General features: G+C 73.4%; 17 protein-coding genes. 5 read left to right on the forward strand and 12 right to left on the reverse strand.

Annotated elements, in window-relative coordinates; genetic code table 11:
* Positions 1–511: 511 nt before the first annotated feature.
* Together ACSMX9_RS02555 and ACSMX9_RS02560 are read right to left on the reverse strand one after the other, a co-directional pair.
* On the reverse strand, positions 512–2164 hold the full coding sequence (locus ACSMX9_RS02555) for an amidohydrolase (RefSeq protein WP_445399626.1): 1653 nt from the start codon (positions 2162–2164) through the stop codon (positions 512–514).
* A 78-nt stretch (positions 2165–2242) separates the two neighbouring features.
* Complete coding sequence (locus ACSMX9_RS02560; RefSeq protein ID WP_351240646.1) at positions 2243–2683, reverse strand: Lrp/AsnC family transcriptional regulator; 441 nt, start codon at positions 2681–2683, stop codon at positions 2243–2245.
* A gap of 264 nt (positions 2684–2947) precedes the next feature.
* Here ACSMX9_RS02560 and ACSMX9_RS02565 point away from each other — a divergent pair, with 264 nt between their 5' ends.
* Positions 2948–3382, forward strand: coding sequence for a hypothetical protein (locus ACSMX9_RS02565; protein WP_445399628.1), 435 nt, complete (start codon positions 2948–2950; stop codon positions 3380–3382).
* 502 nt (positions 3383–3884) lie between these two features.
* Here the strand turns inward: ACSMX9_RS02565 and ACSMX9_RS02570 are convergent.
* A complete protein-coding gene (locus ACSMX9_RS02570) occupies positions 3885–5063 on the reverse strand; it encodes an acyl-CoA dehydrogenase family protein (protein ID WP_445399630.1) in 1179 nt (392 codons plus the stop codon).
* Between the two features lie 416 nt (positions 5064–5479).
* Between ACSMX9_RS02570 and ACSMX9_RS02575 the strand changes: the two genes are divergently transcribed.
* Positions 5480–6721, forward strand: a complete 1242-nt coding sequence (locus ACSMX9_RS02575; RefSeq protein WP_445399632.1) for a glycoside hydrolase family 18 protein — start codon at positions 5480–5482, stop codon at positions 6719–6721.
* A gap of 149 nt (positions 6722–6870) precedes the next feature.
* Here ACSMX9_RS02575 and ACSMX9_RS02580 read toward each other — a convergent pair whose 3' ends face one another.
* Together ACSMX9_RS02580 and ACSMX9_RS02585 are read right to left on the reverse strand one after the other, a co-directional pair.
* Positions 6871–7539 carry a TetR/AcrR family transcriptional regulator gene (locus ACSMX9_RS02580; protein ID WP_445399634.1) on the reverse strand — a complete coding sequence of 223 codons (669 nt, stop codon included), beginning with the start codon at positions 7537–7539 and terminating at the stop codon, positions 6871–6873.
* Positions 7540–7685: 146 nt separating this feature from the next.
* Positions 7686–7829, reverse strand: coding sequence for an SCO1431 family membrane protein (locus ACSMX9_RS02585; RefSeq protein WP_366114865.1), 144 nt, complete (start codon positions 7827–7829; stop codon positions 7686–7688).
* Between the two features lie 296 nt (positions 7830–8125).
* Between ACSMX9_RS02585 and ACSMX9_RS02590 the strand changes: the two genes are divergently transcribed.
* The 3 genes from ACSMX9_RS02590 (at position 8126) to ACSMX9_RS02600 (ending at position 12656) form a co-directional block, all read left to right on the forward strand.
* Entirely contained in the window at positions 8126–9640 is a 1515-nt protein-coding gene (locus tag ACSMX9_RS02590) for a M1 family metallopeptidase (protein ID WP_445399636.1), read from the forward strand.
* 25 nt (positions 9641–9665) lie between these two features.
* Positions 9666–10262 carry a uridine kinase family protein gene (locus ACSMX9_RS02595; protein WP_445399638.1) on the forward strand — a complete coding sequence of 199 codons (597 nt, stop codon included), beginning with the start codon at positions 9666–9668 and terminating at the stop codon, positions 10260–10262.
* A 534-nt stretch (positions 10263–10796) separates the two neighbouring features.
* Positions 10797–12656: an AAA family ATPase gene (locus ACSMX9_RS02600; protein ID WP_445399640.1), complete on the forward strand. Its 1860-nt coding sequence runs from the start codon at positions 10797–10799 to the stop codon at positions 12654–12656.
* 6 nt (positions 12657–12662) lie between these two features.
* On the opposite strand, the gene ACSMX9_RS02605 is transcribed toward ACSMX9_RS02600, so the two are convergent.
* The 7 genes from ACSMX9_RS02605 to ACSMX9_RS02635 form a co-directional block, all read right to left on the reverse strand.
* Positions 12663–13178, reverse strand: coding sequence for a PH domain-containing protein (locus tag ACSMX9_RS02605; RefSeq protein ID WP_445399642.1), 516 nt, complete (start codon positions 13176–13178; stop codon positions 12663–12665).
* Between the two features lie 29 nt (positions 13179–13207).
* On the reverse strand, positions 13208–14056 hold the full coding sequence (gene hisG, locus ACSMX9_RS02610; protein WP_445399644.1) for an ATP phosphoribosyltransferase: 849 nt from the start codon (positions 14054–14056) through the stop codon (positions 13208–13210).
* Positions 14057–14208: 152 nt separating this feature from the next.
* On the reverse strand, positions 14209–14481 hold the full coding sequence (locus tag ACSMX9_RS02615) for a phosphoribosyl-ATP diphosphatase (RefSeq protein ID WP_029383007.1): 273 nt from the start codon (positions 14479–14481) through the stop codon (positions 14209–14211).
* A 61-nt stretch (positions 14482–14542) separates the two neighbouring features.
* Positions 14543–15028, reverse strand: coding sequence for a 6,7-dimethyl-8-ribityllumazine synthase (gene ribH / locus ACSMX9_RS02620; RefSeq protein ID WP_445399646.1), 486 nt, complete (start codon positions 15026–15028; stop codon positions 14543–14545).
* A gap of 88 nt (positions 15029–15116) precedes the next feature.
* Entirely contained in the window at positions 15117–16457 is a 1341-nt protein-coding gene (locus ACSMX9_RS02625; protein WP_445399648.1) for a bifunctional 3,4-dihydroxy-2-butanone-4-phosphate synthase/GTP cyclohydrolase II, read from the reverse strand.
* Positions 16454–17104: a nicotinamide riboside transporter PnuC gene (gene pnuC, locus ACSMX9_RS02630; protein WP_445399650.1), complete on the reverse strand. Its 651-nt coding sequence runs from the start codon at positions 17102–17104 to the stop codon at positions 16454–16456. Before pnuC ends, ACSMX9_RS02625 begins: the two co-directional genes overlap by 4 nt.
* Positions 17101–17703 (reverse strand): riboflavin synthase, encoded by a 603-nt coding sequence (locus tag ACSMX9_RS02635; RefSeq protein ID WP_366114874.1) that lies wholly within the window; start codon positions 17701–17703, stop codon positions 17101–17103. Before ACSMX9_RS02635 ends, pnuC begins: the two co-directional genes overlap by 4 nt.
* Between the last annotated feature and the right edge of the window lie 3 nt (positions 17704–17706).

Raw genomic sequence — 17706 nt, forward strand, 5'->3', positions numbered from 1 at the left:
CATAGTGGGACGGCCCGCGCCGGCGTGCCGCAACAGGGCCTCGACGGGCCGGTGTCGTCCCCCGGGCCGGGCCCGGGGCACGGATCGGGCCCGGCGCTCTTCGGGCCGGCCCGGGACCCGCTGGCTGCGGGTCGGCCGGGGCCGTTGTCTACTGAGCGGCCGGGCCCCACCGGTGCCACGCGCCCCGTGCTCCCCGAGGAGCCGGGGGGACCTCCGACCAGCCGGAACGTTCCCCCGCCCCCGAGGCGCGGGAACTGGGCCTGGCTCCCAGCGGCGGGGCGGCGTCCGGACGCGCCCCGCCCTCTGACCCAGCGGCGTTCGACGACTGCGCGGACGTTCGCCGGTCGGACGTCCAGTGGTGGACGCCGCCGAACCTACCCGCCCCCGGCAGCTTTCTGTCAATACCTCGACAACCTGCGGAAATTTCCGGAAACCGCAGGTCAAAATCGAGGGTGCGCAGGTGAGGCGGTGGGTACTGCACCCCCGCCCCGGTGGACCGCACCGTCGTACGTCACTCCCCCGGCCGTACGTACACCGTCCGTCCGGCCACCACCGTGCGCAGGCACTGCGGCGGTTCGGCACCCGGCGAGAGGTCCGGCAGGCCGGGGGTGCCGGAGCGGGGGTCGGTGGACCAGCGGGCCACCCGGTCGTCGGGTGCCTGGACCAGGAGCGGCCCGGCACGCCAGAGCGCGTAGTCGGCGGGTGCCCCGGGCACCAGCGCCCCCGCGTCGTCCCGTCCGATCGCGCGCCAGCCGCCGCGGGTGTGGGCCGCGAAGGCGGCGCGCACCGAGATCCGGTGGTCCGGGGTCCGGTGGTGGGCCGCGGCACGGACGGTGCCCCAGGGATCGAGCGGGGTCACCGGGCTGTCCGAGCCGAAGGCCAGGGCGGCTCCGGCCCGCAGCAGGGCGGCGAACGGGTTGAGGGTACGGGCCCGCTCCGCACCGAGGCGCTCGACGTACATGCCCTCCGCACCGCCCCAGCGGGCGTCGAAGGCGGGCTGCACGGAAGCGGTGAGGCCCAGGTCGGCGAAGGCGGCGACGGTGTCGGGCGTGAGCATCTCCGCGTGCTCCACCCGGTGGCGGGCGGCCCGGACCCGGGCCAGGCCGACCCGGTCGGCGGCGGCCCGCACCCCGCCCACCACGGTGGCGAGAGCGGCGTCGCCGATGGCGTGGAAGCCTGCCTGGAGCCCCGCTTCGGTGCAGGCCACCACGTGGGCGGCGATGTCGGCGGCGTCCAGGTAGGCGGTGCCGCGGTGCGCGGCGTCGACGTACGGCTCGTGCAGGCAGGCGGTGTGCGAGCCGAGGGAACCGTCCACGAAGAGGTCGCCGGCCGCACCGAGGGCACCGAGTTCCCGGATCCGCTCGGCGTCCCGGGGGCCGGTGACCCGCTCGCCCCAGTAGCCGACGACCCGGGGGCCGGGTTCCTGGCCGGCCAGCCGGAGCAGCCCGGCGAGGTCCTCCTCGCTGGAGATCTCCGGTCCGCCGCACTCGTGGACGGAGCCGATGCCGAGCGAGGCCGCGTGCCTCAGCGCCGCGCGCTGGGCCTCGGTGCGCTGGGCGGGGGTGACGGCGGCGAGCGCGGCGGCGCGCACCGCGTGGTGGGCGTCCCGGGTGAGGGGGGCGCCGACGGCGTAACCGTCCCGGTCGGTGATGCCCGGGACGAGGTCGAGCAGGGCGGTGCTGACGACCGCGGAGTGCACGTCGACGCGGGAGAGGTACAGGGGCCGGCCGGCGGTGGCGGCGTCGAGTTCGGCACGGGACGGGGGCCGGCCGTCCGGCCAGCGGGCGGCGTCCCAGCCGTGGCCGAGGAGCACCCGGGCGTCGGGGCGGGACCGGGCGTGGGCCGCGACCCGTGCGAGGGCCTCCTCGCGGGTGGCGGCCCCGGTGAGGTCGAGGCCGGTGAGGGCGAGCCCGGTGGAGGTGGTGTGCACGTGGGAGTCGGTGAAGGCGGGGGTGACGAGGGCGCCCTCCAGGTCGACGACCTCGTCGGCGGCGGCCGCGAAGGCGTCGGCCGCCCCTTCCGAGCCCACCCAGGCGATCTGGCCGCGGGAGACCACCATGGCGGTGGCGAAGGGGTCGGCGGGCGAGTGGACCTCTCCCCCGCGCAGGAGGATGGTGCCCTCGTCGGGCACCGGGTCGGACGGGGCGGTTGTGCGCTGGCTCATGACTCCAGTGTCCCGGCCGGCCGGGACGGACCGGACCCGGGGCCGCCACGAGCGCGCTCCACGGGGCGGCGGCCCGTTTCAGATCCGGGGCGGTCGCGCCTCGTAGGGGGTCGACAGGACGACCGTGGTGCGGGTGGAGACCCCGGCGAGGCTCCGCAGCCGGCCGAGGAGGTGCTCCAGTTCGCGCGGGGTCGCCACCCGGACCTTGAGGATGTAGTTCTCGTCGCCGGCCACGCTGTGGCACGCCTCGATCTCGGGGACCCCGGCGAGGCGCTCGGCGATGTCGTCGGGTGCGCTGGGATCGAAGGGCTTCACCGAGATGAACGCCGTGAGCGGCAGGCCGACGGCTTCCGGGTCGACGACCGCGGCGTACCCCCGGATCACCCCGCGCTGCTCCAGCCGCCGCACCCGCTGGTGCACGGCCGAAGTGGACAGGCCGGTGGCCTTGCCCAGGTCGGTGTAGCTCATCCGCCCGTCCTTGACGAGCAATTCGACGATCTGACGATCCAGCTCCTCCATGGCGGAAACCTACAGCTCCGATGATCGTCGCGGATACCGGAAGCGCGTTCGCCCGCGTTCCGAGACCGATCGGTGACGCACCCGGCGGTCCGTTCGGCTAACGACCCCCGCCCCGGGAGCCGTTGAGCCATTAGTGTGACGAACGCCACAGCCCGTTGGAGGCGTCTGCGCACGTCGGGCGATTATCGCCCTGATCGGACGGGAAATGCTTGCTGTGGTCGGGGCCCAGCGCCCGGCCCACCCATCGAGGGGGAGAGTTCCCACATGCAGAGTGTGAAGCGCCCCGGGCGTCTGTCCCGGGTCAAGCAGGCAGTGTTCGAACCCGAGCCGGAGGACGTCGAAGTCGGTTCCGCGGAAGACGAGTTCGACGCCTACGACGGCGCCGGGACGATCCGGGTGATCTGCCCGGACTGCGCCCGGCCCATCGCCCTCCTCGCCGAGGAGGACGTCCTGCCGGAGCACGCGATGTGCCCCACCCCCTGGAACCCGTTCGGCCTCCAGGTCTGCGCCGGGACGGGCCGTCCCGCCGCCGTGGCCCGCCCCGCGGACGGGGACCGCGAGGCACAGGAGCACGACACCGCCGTTCTGCTGGCCCTCCCCCAGGGGCTCGACTGGCGGACCCAGCCCTTCTCCCACGTCGGCGGCCCGGGCTCGCGCCCCGTGCGCTTCCCGCAGATGCGGCGCAGCGCGGCGGCCTGAGACCGCCGGCGCGCCACCCCACCGTCCCACGCACCCCCGTTCCACCGGGCCGTTCCACTCCCCGGCGTTCCTCCCCGGGCGCCGGTACCCCCGATGCCGCCCGATGCCCCCTCGGGGGACCTCTTCGCACTCATGCCCGAGCCCCGGTGCGGGTGACCGTCCCCGCCGTGTGCCGTTGGCCACGGTATGACCTCACCCCTCGCACATCCGGCCGTACCCGAAGAATCGGTTCCGCTCAGGCGGTCCCCGCTGCCGCGGCGATCGGCACGGAACCGGACGCCCTTCTCCGCCGTGCCGTCCCGCTCGGGGCCGGCGCCGGTCCCCCGGCCCGCCCCGGACGCCGATCCGCCGCTCTACCGGGCGCTGTCGGCACGGTGGAGCCGGGAGGGAAGAACCCTGCCCGGGGCGCCCGACCCCGAATGGGAGCGGCTCACCGCACCCTCGGTGCGTCCCGGCCAGTCCGGCTCCGCCGTCACCGGCGGCTTCGGCTCGATCCCGTGGATCAGCGGGTCTCCGGTCCCACCAGGTGACGGGCGATGACCATGCGCTGGATCTGGTTGGTGCCCTCGACGATCTGGAGCGCCTTGGCCTCCCGCATGTACCGCTCCACCGGGAAGTCCGTGGTGTATCCGTAACCCCCCAGCACCTGCACCGCATCGGTGGTCACCTTCATCGCGGTGTCGGTGCACAGGAGCTTGGCCATGGCCGCCTCCTTCCCGAAGGGCCGCCCCGCGTCCCGCAGCCGGGCCGCCGCGAGGTAGAGCGCCCGCCCCGCGGCCACCTGGGTGGCCATGTCCGCGAGGAGGAACCGCAGCCCCTGGAAGTCCGCCAACGGGCGGCCGAACTGGTGCCGTTGGACCACGTACCCGGTGGCGGCGTCCAGGGCCGCCTGGGCCAGGCCGACCGCGCAGGCCGCTATGCCGAGCCGACCCGAGTCGAGGGCGGCCAGCGCGATCGTGAAGCCCTGCCCCTCGGCGCCCAGGCGCCGGTCGTCGGAGACCCGGACCCCGTCGAAGTGGACCTGCGCGGTGGGCGAACCCTTCATGCCCATCTTCTTCTCCGGGGAGGCCGCGCTCAGCCCGGGGGCGTCCCCGGGCACCAGGTAGGCGGTGACCCCGCGGGGCCCCTCCCCGCCCGAGCGGGCCAGGACGGTGTAGAAGTCGGCGATCCCGCCGTGGGTGATCCACGCCTTGGTTCCGGTGAGCACCCAATCCCCGGTGTCCCCGTCCCGGACGGCCCGGGTGCGCAGGGAGGCGGCGTCGGAGCCCGCCGAGGGTTCCGACAGGCAGTACGCGCCGAGCAGGTCCCCGCCGAGCATCGCGGGCAGGTGCGCGGCCCGCTGCTCCTCGGTGCCGAAGCCCGCGAGGGCGTGGCAGGCGAGCGTGTGCACGCTGACGCCGAGTCCGACCGTGAGCCGGGCCGCGGCCAGTTCCTCCAGCACCTGGAGGTAGACCTCGTACGGCTGCTCCCCGCCGCCGTACGCAGCGTCGTAGGGGAGGCCGAGCAGGCCGGACTCGGACAGCAGGGCGAAGACCTCGCGGGGGAAGCGGCCCGCCTCCTCCTGCTCGGCGGCGGTCGGGGCGACCTCCCGCTGGGCGAGCTCCCGGACGAGTGCGAACAGGTCGCGGGCTTCGTCCGTGGGGGCGATCCGGTCCACGGGCTGCGGAACGTGGTCGGGCATGTGCGGTCCTCCCTGTCGGGCAGTTCGGAGGCGCTCGCCACGGGTACGGCGACCCGCCTCCGGCGGGGTCCGTGGCACCGGTCCGGCGTCTGGGCGCGGCCCGGGTCCACAACGGTGCGGCACTGCCCGCCGTGGAGCCGTCCCGGATCACGGGGCGGGTGGCGGCCGACAGCGGCGGCGCGTCGCGCCGAGTATGCCCGATCGACGGCGGTTCGTCACTGGTCCCGATCTTCGAACAGGCCGACCCTGCGGCCGGAATTGGTACACACCATTGACCCGTCGGTTCAGTCCTCCCTACTGTTCCCCCCGAGCGCCCCACGCGCTCGCCCCCGTCCACCGGTGCGCGCACGCGTCGCCCGCCGGTGCGCCAACAGGACTCCCCCCCCACCGTCCCCTCTCCCCCACGAGGTGATCCGATGTCCCTGTCACGTCGTCCTGCCCGTTTCCGGGCACTCGTCTCGGCCGCGTGTTGCGCGGTCCTCGGGGCGGGTCTGCTCGGCGGAGCGCACAGCGCGAGCGCGGCCGGGGCCGCCTCGGACGCGCAGCCGCTCTCCCCCCGTAGTTCCAAGGTCGTCGGCTACTTCTCCGAGTGGAGCGTCTACGGTCGGAACTACCACGTCAACAACATCCAGACCTCCGGCTCCGCGGCGAAGCTGACGCACATCAACTACGGCTTCGGCAACGTCCAGAACGGCAAGTGCCAGATCGGCGACTCCTACGCCGCGCTGGAGAAGGCGTACCCGGCCTCCCAGTCCGTCGACGGCGTCGCCGACACCTGGGACCAGCCGCTGCGCGGCAACTTCAACCAGCTCAAGGAGCTGAAGGCGAAGAACCCGCACCTCAAGGTGGTGTGGTCGTTCGGCGGTTGGACCTGGTCCGCCGGCTTCGCCCAGGCCGCGAAGAACCCCGCGGCCTTCGCCGAATCCTGCTACCAGCTCGTCAACGACCCCCGTTGGGCCGGCGTGTTCGACGGCATCGACATCGACTGGGAGTACCCGAACGCCTGTGGCGCGACCTGCGACACCAGCGGGCGCAACGCCTACACCGACCTGATGAAGGCGGTGCGCGGGCGGTTCGGCTCCCAGCTGGTGACCTCGGCGATCCCGGCCGACGCCTCCCCCGGCGGCAAGATCGACGCGGCCGACTACGCGGGCGCCTCCCGGTACGTCGACTGGTACAACCCGATGACGTACGACTTCTTCGGCGCCTGGTCGCGGACCGGCCCCACCGCGCCGCACTCGGCGCTCACGGGCTACCCCGGCATCCCCCGGCCGGACTACCACTCGGACGCGACGATCACCAAGCTGAAGAACCTCGGCATCCCTTCGTCCAAGCTGCTGCTCGGCGTCGGTTTCTACGGCCGCGGTTGGACGGGCGTCACCCAGTCGGCGCCCGGCGGCACGGCCACCGGTCCCGCCCAGGGCACCTGGGAGCAGGGCATCGACGACTACAAGGTGCTGAAGACCAAGTGCCCGGCGACCGGCACGGTCGGCGGCACGGCCTACGCCAAGTGCGGCAACGAGTGGTGGAGTTACGACACCCCGGCGACGATCGCCACCAAGATGGCGTACAAGAACCGGCAGAACCTGGCGGGTACCTTCATCTGGGAACTCAACGGCGACACCGCCGACGGTGAGTTGATCAAGGCGATCAACTGACCTCCGCACCGGGCCCGGTGGGCACCGGACGGCACGGGTGATCCGTCGTCACCGGGAAAGGGGCGGGGCCTTCGGGCTCCGCCCCTTCCGACGTTCCCGGGGAACGGGATCGGTGCTTTCCGTTCCGCACCGGCCCAAGTGATGTGACGTCAGGTCGCCGGCCGCGGCGGGGCGGGGCAGGCCGGCTCCAGCTCGGCGATCGTGCCCAGGGTGCTGACGAGCAGGGCGACCAGGAGTTCCCGGACCTCGTCGCGCGAGGGATGCGGTCGGTCGATCCAGTCCAGGGTGATGCCCTCGACGCTCCACTGCCAGCCGAGCAGGGCGAGCCGGGCCACCCGCGGGACGTCGCGCCGACCGTAGGCGCCCTCGGCGATGGTGTCGACGATCGCCTCCCGCACCCCGTTCCGCATGGCCTGCACCTCGGTGTCGAAGCCCACGCCCCCGCTGACGATCGTGCGGAACGCGGCCTGGTTGTGCTCGGCGTACCGCAGGTAGCCGTCGATGGTGCGCTCCAACCGGGTGCGTCCGGGAAGCTCGGTGTTGCTGCCGGCCCGGGCGACGAGGGCGGTCACCGCGTCCTCGATGATCGCCAGGTAGTAGCCCCGCTTGGAGCCGAAGTAGTAGTAGATCAGCCCCTTGGCGACATGCGCCTGTCGGGCGATGTCATCCATCGACAACGCGTCGTAGGACGTGTCGGCGAACAACTTCCGCCCGATCGCGATGAGTTCTTCCCGTCGGCTGAAGGGGCGTTCGGCGGCCCGTGGTCGCCCGGCCCGAGCCCGCCGGGCGCGCGCGGCCCCTTGCTGAGTGGTATCCAAAGGCGGTCTGTTCCTCCCCGCTGGCATCGGAACACCCGGCAGTATGGCAGAGCCGGGCAGGCGTCACCGGCGTCCGGCCGCGACCGCCCCCGGCAGCGGCGCCGGTGGTGGCGGCAGGAGGCCGGAGCCGACCGCCGCCCGGTGGCTCACATCAGGCCGAGGCGGGTGACCAGCAGCGCGATCACGACCACCAGGGTCCAGCCGAGGACGTGTTCGAGGACGGCGGGCCCGTCCGGGCGGGGGCCGCCGGTACGGGTGACGGGCTGGGCCGTGGAGGAGGTCGCGGTCATGGGGTCTCGCTGTCGTCGCGCGGTGGAGAGGCCCCCGGAGGGGGTTCCTTCACTGTGCCACCGGCGGCGCCCGCCCCGGTAGAGACGTCGGTCACGTCCGGGGCCCTGGACCCAGAGCGCAGGGGCGCGCAAAGGGGGCGCGCACTCGACGCGCACTCCATCCCGGGCGCCCGCCCCCGTAGCGCCGGGCAACGGTGCCGCCCCCGCACCGGTCTACTCGGGAGGGAGAGCGGACCGCGGGCACGGCCGACCGCCGTGCGCCACCGCCGGTCCGCGCACCGACGAGGAGGGTCCCGGTGACACCGATCACCCAGCAGCGCGCGCACCCCGTTCGAGGACGCGCCCGCGTCCGCACCCCCCTGGTGGTCGCGGTCGCCGCGATGGCCTCCCTGACCGGCGCGCTCTGGCCGGCGGACGCCGGCGGGGCCCGGTCCGCGGGCACCGAGACGGCCAGCCCCGGGGCGCCGGGAGCCGGCGACCCGCTCTTCCCGCTCGACGGCAACGGCGGCTACCGGGTCAGCCGCTACCTCGTCGACCTCGACTGGCGCGCACCGCGCACCGCCTTCCCGGCCACCGCCACCCTCAGCGCCCGCACCACCCAGGCCCTGTCCCGCTTCCACCTCGACTTCGCCGGGAACACCCTGCACTCGGTCACCGTCGACGGCCGTCCCGCACGGACCGAGCGGGACGGCGACGAACTCGTCGTCACCCCGGCCGCCCCGCTGGCCCGGGGCCGGGCCTTCACCGTGGTGGTCCGCTACACCGCCGACCCCACCCAGACCCGGCACCGCACCGACGCCATCGAGGCGTACGGCTGGATCCCCACCCCGGACGGCACCGTGCTGTATCCGCAGCCGAACGGGGCCCGCATGGTCTTCCCCGCCGACGACCACCCCAGTCGCCGTGCCCGGATCACCTTCCGGATCACCACGCCGCCGGACGTGGAGGCCGTCGCCGGCGGCCGGCTCGTCGAACGCAGCGAGCGCCCGGACGGCCGGATCCGCTGGACCTACGACTCCGAACGGCCCCTCGCCGTCCAACTCGCCCAGGTCGCGATCGGACGGTTCACCTTCGTGACGGACCGGGGCCCGGGCGGCCTCCCGATCCGGGACGCGGTGCCGGACGCCCTGGTGGGGCCCACCGCGCAGTACCGCGCGCTCACCCCGGAGCACCTGGACTGGCTGACCGAGCGGCTGGGCCCCTACCCCTTCGACCGCTACGGGGTCCTGGTGGGGGACACCGACCTGGGGGTGGCCCTGGAGACCCAGACCCTCTCCCTGGTGCCCAAGGCCGACCTGCTCGGCGACCGGGTCACGGCCGAACGGAACCTGGTCCACGAACTGGCCCACCAGTGGCTGGGCAACAGCAACGGCATCCGCACCTGGTCCGACCTCTGGCTGAGCGAGGGCCACGCCCGGTACTACGAGCGGCTGTACTCGCAGGACCACGGGGGCACCGCCCTGCACACGGCGATGAAGGCGGCGTACGAGCAGCACGACCAGTGGCGACGGGACTTCGGCGCACCCGCCGAACCCACCGAACCGAACCTCTTCAAGCGGATGCGCTACGACGGCTCGGCCCTGGTGCTGTACGCGCTGCGCCAACGGGTGGGCGAGAGCGCGTTCCGCGCCGTCGAACGGACCTGGGCCCAGCGCTACCGGGGAAGCGTCGCCGGCACCCGGGAGTTCATCGCGCTGGCCTCCGAGATCACCGGTGAGGACATGGACGCGTTCCTGCGGCCCTGGCTGTACGGACCGAGGACGCCGGCCATGCCGGGCCACCCCGACTGGGTGGTGCGTCCGGTCGGCTGATCGCACCGGGGCCTACGCTGGAGGGATGTCCGCCTCGCCCCCGCCCCCAGGTCCGGCCCCGGCACGGCTCGCCGCCGAGCTGTCACGGTTGCCGCCGTCCTGCGGTGCGGTGCGGCTGGTCGCGATCGACGGCCACGCCGGATCGGGCAAGACCACCTTCGCCGCGCTGCTCGCCGAGGCCCTCGGCGGGGCGCCCGTCCTCCACCTGGACGACTTCGCCACGCACCGGGAACCCTTCGCCTGGGTCGACCGGCTGGTGGACGGGGTCCTCGCGCCGCTGGAGCGCGGCGAGCCCGCGCGGTACGCGCCGTACGACTGGACGGCACGCGGGTTCGGCGCGGTCCGGACCCTGGCCCCCGCCCCGGTCGTCCTGCTGGAAGGGGTCGGCGCCGGACGGCGGGAGCTGCGCCCGGGACTGGCACGGGTGCTGTGGATGGAGTGCCCGCCCGAGGCGGCCTGGGCCCGTGGACGGCTCCGCGACGGTCCCGAGCAGGAGGAGTTCTGGCACGGCTGGGTACGCGCGGAGCGACAGCACTTCGCGGCGGACCCGACCCGCCCCACCGCCGATCTCCTGGTGCGGCAGGTGCCCTCGGGGTACGAGGTGATGGCGGGGCCGGCGTGACGGGCGAATTCTCGTCGCGCGAGAATCCCTCACGGAGAGTGAAGCGCGGCAGAAGCCGTGGACGGACGTGACGAGCGCCCGGAAAGCGGTTTTCGTCGGCCTCTCCTCGCTGCTTGACCCGGGGGCGCGGAGGTCTTACGTTCTGAATGTGCGGCCTTTCGGGTCGCCCACCTCCGCGGAGCCCCCGGTCGTTCCCCCGTGACCGGGGGCTCCGTCCTGCACCATGCGTCCCCTTCGCCCCTTGAGCAAGCACGAGGGGGCGAGGACCGCTCACCCTCGGTCACCGATCCCTCCATCTCCGCGTCCCTCGCATAGCCGGCATTGCGGGCACCCTTAGATCCGACCGCTTCTCGCGGGTACGATGCGTGCGGTGCGGCCAACCGGACGGGCTGCTCGACGCACCGACTCAACTTCCGTCCACGGCACAGCGGTTCCACACGGGTCGACAGGGGAACTTGAACTGTCAATGGCCGGTACCGCCTGGCACCGGCGAGCACCGGCACATCATCGGGGGCACGGCTTGTGGGGGACGTGATGGACTTCGGCACCCAGGGCGCTCCGGCCCCGGCGGAACTCGCGTGGCTGCGTGGGGTGGACGCGTACACCATGGGCGCGTATCCGCAGGCGGAAGAGGAGTTCAAGACGGCCGTCCGACTGGACCCCGGCATGGCGGACGGTTGGCTCGGACTGCACGCACTGCGGGTGGACACCACCACCGCACTGCTGCGGATGTACCAGCACCGCGAGCGCTTCTGCGAACAACGCGTCCGCCATCGACGCACCCTCAACTCCTGGTACTGGTTGGGCTGGTGGGTGCAACCGGTGCTCGAAAGACCGCGGGACCTGCTGCTGGCGCACGCCTCGCACTGGCTCGACGGCCGCCACGTACCGGAGTTGGACCGCGCCCTCGCGGGGCTCCCCCCGGTCGACGCGGACCCGCAGGTGAGGTTCCTGCACGCGTGCCGCTCGTACCTGGTCAAGGACTGGGAGCAGTTGGCGCGCCACACCGACCCCCTCCTCGACGATCCGTTGCTCGGCATCGAGGCGGGTCTGTTCGCCGGGATGGCACGTGTCCGGCTGGAGATGTTCGGCCAGGCCGAGCCGCTGTTGGCGGCGGCGCTGATGCGCTGCCGCAGCGAACAGCCCCAGCGCAAGGAGTTGCGGTACTGGCTGGCCCGGGCCCGCGAGGGAACCGGACGCAGTGCGGCGGCGCTCCCGCTGTACCGGGCGGTCCATCAGGTGGACCCCGCCTTCATGGACACCTCGGCCCGGCTGGCCGCGATCGCCGAGGAGGGTTTCGACGAGGCCCTCGACCTGACGCCGTTCGCACCGCCGGGGGCCGGGGCCGAGGGCATCGGCGGAGTGGATCCGCTGTTCGACGCGGAGGGCCGGGACGTGAAGGTCGGCGAGCCCGCGCCGGACCCCGCGGTCGGCGGGGCACCGGGGGTGCGGGACCTGGTGCGGGAGAAGGCCGCCGGGCCCGCCCCGCACCGGCCGCCCTGTCCGTCGGCCGATCCGGCGCTCCTGGCCGACGCCCTCGCCGAGCTGGAGCGCATGGTCGGCCTGGACCCGGTGAAACGACAGGTGAAGGCCCTGTCCGCCCAGCTGAACATGGCCCGGCTCCGGGCCGGGCAGGGGCTTCCGGTCCAGCCGCCCAAGCGGCACTTCGTGTTCTCGGGGCCCTCCGGCACCGGCAAGACCACCGTGGCGCGAATACTGGGCCGCGTCTTCTACGCCCTCGGGCTGCTGGGCGGCGACCACCTGGTGGAGGCACAACGGGCCGACCTGGTGGGCGAGTACCTCGGGCAGACCGCGGTCAAGGCCAACGAGCTGATCGACTCCGCCATCGGCGGGGTGCTCTTCCTGGACGAGGCGTACGCGCTGTCCAACTCCGGTTACGGCAAGGGCGACGCCTACGGGGACGAAGCGCTCCAGGTGCTGCTGAAGCGCGCCGAGGACAACCGCGACCACCTGGTGGTGATCCTCGCGGGGTACCCGGAGGGGATGGACCGGCTGCTGGCCACCAACCCGGGGCTGTCGTCGCGGTTCACCACCCGGGTGGACTTCCCCTCGTACCGTCCGTTCGAACTCACCGCGATCGGCGAGGTGTTGGCGGCGGAGAACGGGGACGCGTGGGACGAGGAGGCGGTGGACGAACTGCGGTCCATCAGCGCCCACGTGGTGGACCAGGGGTGGATCGACGAGTTGGGCAACGGACGGTTCCTGCGGACGCTGTACGAGAAGAGCTGCGCCTACCGGGACCTGCGGCTGTCCGGTTACACCGACCTCCCGAGCCGGGACGACCTGGCCACGCTCCGGTTGGCGGACCTGATGCAGGCGTACGGCGAGGTGCTGTCGGGTCGGGGACCCGGGAAGCCGTTGGCGGGGGCCTGAGCCGGATCAGGGCCGGTGGCCGGTGCCGTGCTCCCGGGCCAGGGCCCGGAGGGCGCGGGCGTCGGCGATGGCGCGCTCGCGGGCCATTCCGGGCTGGATGCCCATGGCGGCGAGGCTGGTGCCGTCGCTGAGGTCGAGGAACACCCAGGGGTCGCCGGGCCGCAGGTTGACCTGGAGGATCTGGGCCCACTCCAGCCGCCGCGAGGAGGCGATGTTGACGACGGTCACGCCCTGGGCGTCGGCCACGATCTTGGGCCGGCCGAGCAGGACGAGCCCGGCGAGGCACAGCACTCCGGTGAAGACGAAGCTGGTGCGCTCGCCCGGGCTGAGGTGGGGCAGGACGACCGCGATCACGGTGAGCACGGCGAGGATCGCGACGCCCGAGACGAGCAGGACGATCCGGATCAGTGAGGGCCGGAAGGTGACCGGCAGGGCGGGCGCCGGCGCGCCCCCGCCGGCCGCCGGGCCGTCCTGAGCGTGCGGGGACGGGGTACCGGGGGCCGGGGCGGGGGTGTCGGACATGATCCCTGTCTCTTCCGGACGGTGGCCGCTCAGAGGCGGCAGGCGTGGATGGCGGTGGTGAGGATGGCCCGTGCCCCCAGGGCGTAGAGGTCGTCCATGATCCGCTGGGCGTCCTTGGCCGGGACCATCGCCCGGACGGCGACCCAGCCCTCGTTGTGCAGCGGGGACACGGTCGGCGACTCCAGTCCGGGGGTGAGGGCGACGGCCTGCTCCAGGTGTTCGGCGCGGCAGTCGTAGTCCATCATCACGTACGTCCGGGCGACCAGGACCCCCTGGAGGCGGCGGAGGAACTGCTGGACCTTGGGTTCCTCCGCCTCGGCGCCGGTGCGGCGGACGACGACGGCCTCGGAGGTCATGATCGGTTCGCCGAACACCTCCAGGCCGGCGTTGCGCAGCGAGGTGCCGGTCTCGACGACGTCGGCGATCACCTGGGCCACGCCGAGTTCGATCGCGGTCTCCACGGCACCGTCGAGGTGCACCACCGAGGCGTCGATGCCGTGGTCGGCGAGGTGCTTGGCGACGATGCCCTCGTAGGAGGTGGCGATGGTCAGCCCGCCGAGGTCGGCGACGCCCGCGGCGGTGCCGGGGCGGGTCGCGAAGCGGAAGGTGGAGCGGGCGAAACCGAGCGGGAGGATCTCTTCCGCGTTGGCGTCGGAGTCGACCAGGAGGTCACGGCCGGTGATGCCGATGTCCAGGCGCCCGGAGGACACGTAGATCGCGATGTCCCGGGGGCGCAGGTAGAAGAACTCGACCTCGTTGACCGGGTCGACGATGACGAGTTCCTTGGACTCCCGCCGCTGCTGGTAGCCGGCCTCATGGAGCATCGCCGACGCAGGTCCGGACAGTGAACCCTTGTTGGGGACGGCGATGCGCAGCATGAGGCCAGTTCCTTTGCGTGTGACGACGACGGGTGTCGGGAGCGGCGGTGCGGGCGGAGCGTCGGGCGCGGGGCCCCGCGGGGCGGGCCCGGACCTCGGGCGCGTCCCGCGGGCGCGCGGAGCGAGTGGACGAGCGCGCGGCGGTGCGCGCTCTACAGATGGGCGTACACGTCGTCGAGGGAGATCCCGCGCGCCACCATCATCACCTGGACGTGGTAGAGCAGCTGGGAGATCTCCTCGGCAGCGGCTTCCTTGCCCTCGTACTCGGCGGCCATCCAGACCTCGGCGGCCTCCTCGACGACCTTCTTGCCGATGGCGTGGACGCCCTTGTCGACCAGTTCGGCGGTGCGCGAGGTGGCGGGGTCGCCGTGGGCGGCCTTCTGCTGGAGCTCCGTGAAGAGCTCCTCGAACGTCTTCTTGGACATGGTGGGACCACTCTACGGGAAGGCCGTGGGGCGGCCCTAACGGCCCGTGGACAACCGCTGGTCAGCGCCAGGGTTCGGAGACGGTGCGCAGGGTGGCGGCGGTGGCCACGGCCGCGGTGACCGCCTCGTGCCCCTTGTCCTCGCGGGAGCCCTCGATGCCGGCCCGGTCCAGGGCCTGTTCCTCGGTGTCGCAGGTCAGGACGCCGAAGCCGATGGGGACGCCGGAGTCGACGGCGACCCGGGTGAGGCCCTCGGTCACGCCCTGGCACACGTAGTCGAAGTGCGGGGTGCCACCGCGGATCACCACTCCGAGGGCGACGATCGCGTCGTAGCCCCGGCCGGCGAGCACCTTGGCGACCACGGGGAGCTCGAAGCTGCCGGGGACTCGCAGCAGGGTGGGCTCGTCGATGCCCAGTTCCCGCAGGGCCCGCAGGGCCCCGTCGACCAGTCCGTCCATGACCTTCTCGTGCCACTGGGCGGCGATGACGGCGACCCTCAGGTCGCCGCAGTTCTTCACGCTCAGTTCGGGTGCGCCCTTGCCGCTCACGCGCTGCTCCTCTTCCTCGTCATGTCGGTGGTCATGGTGGTGCGGTCGTGCCCGTCGGTGCCCGTTCTACCGGTCACCGGGGGCGGCGTCACTGGTTGGCGCAGGCCCGGGTGGCGGGGGCGTCGAGCCAGGGCAGGTCGTGGCCCATGCGGTCGCGCTTGGTGCGCAGGTAGCGGAGGTTGTGTTCGCCGGCCTGGACGGGCATCGGCTCCCGGCCGTTCACCGCGAGGCCGTGCCGGACCAGGGCGTCGGTCTTGTCGGGGTTGTTGGTGAGCAGGCGCAGGCTGTGCACGCCGAGGTCCTTGAGGATGCGGGCGCCGGCCCCGTAGTCGCGGGCGTCGGCGGGCAGGCCCAGTTCGAGGTTGGCGTCCAGGGTGTCGTGGCCGCGTTCCTGGAGTTCGTAGGCCCGCAGCTTGGACATCAGCCCGATGCCGCGGCCCTCGTGACCGCGCAGGTAGACCAGGACACCGCGGCCCTCGGCGGCGATGCGTTCCAGGGCCGCCCGGAACTGGGGGCCGCAGTCGCAGCGCAGGGATCCGAACACGTCCCCGGTGAGGCACTCGGAGTGGACGCGCACCAGGACGTCCCGGCCGTCGCCGACCTCCCCGTGCACCAGGGCGACGTGTTCGACGCCGTCGGCGGTCGCCCGGTACCCGTAGGCGGTGAAGTCGCCGTGCGCGGTGGGCAGCCGGACCGCGGCCTCGCGGCGGACGGGGGAGGGCTCCTCGTGGGCGCGGCGGTAGGCGATCAGGTCCTCGATGGAGATGATCGCGAGGCCGTGCTTGCGGGCGAACGGGACGAGTTCGGGCAGCCGGAGCATCCGGCCGTCCTCGCCGGCGATCTCCACGATGGCCCCGGCGGGCCGCAGTCCGGCGAGGCGGGCGAGGTCGACGGCGGCCTCGGTGTGGCCGTTGCGGGCGAGCACGCCGCCGGGGCGGGCGCGCAGCGGGAAGACGTGTCCGGGCCGGGCGAAGTCCTCGGGTGCGGACACCCCGTCCGCCAGCAGGCGCAGGGTGGTGGCGCGGTCGGCGGCGGAGATCCCGGTGGTGACGCCGTGGGCGGCGGTGGCGTCGACGGAGACGGTGAAGGCGGTCCGCAGGGACTCGGTGTTCTGGTCGACCATCTGCGGCAGGCGGAGGCGGTCGAGCTCGTCGCCCTCCATGGGGGCGCAGATCAGCCCGCGGCACTCGCTCATCATGAAGGCGACGATCTCGGGGGTGGCCTTCTCGGCGGCGAGGACCAGGTCGCCCTCGTTCTCGCGGTCCTCGTCGTCCACCACGACGACGGGGCGCCCGGCGGCGATGTCCGCGACGGCCCGTTCCACCGGGTCGAGGGCGAACCGCTGCTCCTCGGGCAGGGGCCGGTCGTCCCGGGGCCACGGGGCCGGAAGCCGCCGCTCGGTCGGGGCGGTTGTCGACTGTCCCGTCATGCGGGAGCTCCTTTCAGCGGGGGCCGGCTCGCCGCTCGGGAGCGCAGCCACCAGTCGCGCAGGCCGAGCAGGGCCAGGGCGAAGTAGAGGACGTAGACGAGGCCGGAGAAGGCGAGGCCGCTGGCGAAGGCGAGCGGGACGCCCACGAGGTCGACCAGGAGCCAGGCGAACCAGAACTCCACCAGGCCGCGGGCCTGGGCGACCATGGCGGCGATGGTGCCCACGAAGACGTAGGCGTCGGGCCACGGGTTCCAGGAGAGTTCGGGGAGGGAGGCGAAGAGCAGACCGACCGCGAGGGTGCCGAGCCCGGTCCCCGCCAGGAGGAGTCCGCGTTCCCGCCAGGTGGCGAAGCGGACGGCGACGCCGCCGTCCCGGGCCCGGTGGCCGCCGCGGGTCCACCGGTACCAGCCGAAGAGGGCGACGCCGATCACCACGAGTTGCTTGCCGACGCCGCCGGCGAGTTCCGCGGTGGCGTTGGCGGTGACGAGGATCAGCCCGGCCAGGAGCTGGGCGGGCCAGGTCCACACCGAGCGGCGCCAGCCGAGCGCCAGGGCGACCAGGCCGATGGAGTTGCCGATCAGGTCGGACCAGATCACGCGCTGGTCGAAGACGGTGAAGGCGGTGCTCTGGAGCCAGCCGCCGCTCATGGGGTGCCTCCGCGGGCCTCCAGCAGCCGCTCGACGTACTTGGCGATCACGTCGACCTCCAGGTTGACCGGGTCGCCGGGCTGCTTCACGCCGAGCGTGGTCAGGTCGAGGGTGGTGGGGATGAGGCTGACGGTGAAGAAGTCGTCGCCCGCTTCGACGACGGTGAGGCTGACCCCGTCGACGGTGATGGAGCCCTTCTCCACGACGTAGCGGGCGAGTCCGGCGGGCAGCGCGATCCGGACGACCTCCCAGTGCGCGGAGGGCTCCCGCGCCAGGACCGTGCCGGTGCCGTCCACGTGGCCCTGCACGATGTGGCCGCCGAGCCGACCGCCGACCGCGGTGGGGCGTTCCAGGTTCACCCGGGAGCCCGTGGTGAGGGCGCCGAGGCTGGACCGCTTCAGCGTCTCGGCCATGACGTCGGCGGTGAACTCGTCGCCGTCGAGGTCCACGACGGTCAGGCAGACGCCGTTGACCGCGATGGAGTCGCCGTGCCGGGCCCCCCGGGTGACGACCGGACCGCGCAGCCGGAAGCGGGATGCCTCGTCCAGCTCCTCGACTGCGGTGATCTCGCCCAGCTCTTCGACGATTCCGGTGAACACGGT

The sequence above is a fragment of the Streptomyces sp. LE64 genome (assembly GCF_052606915.1).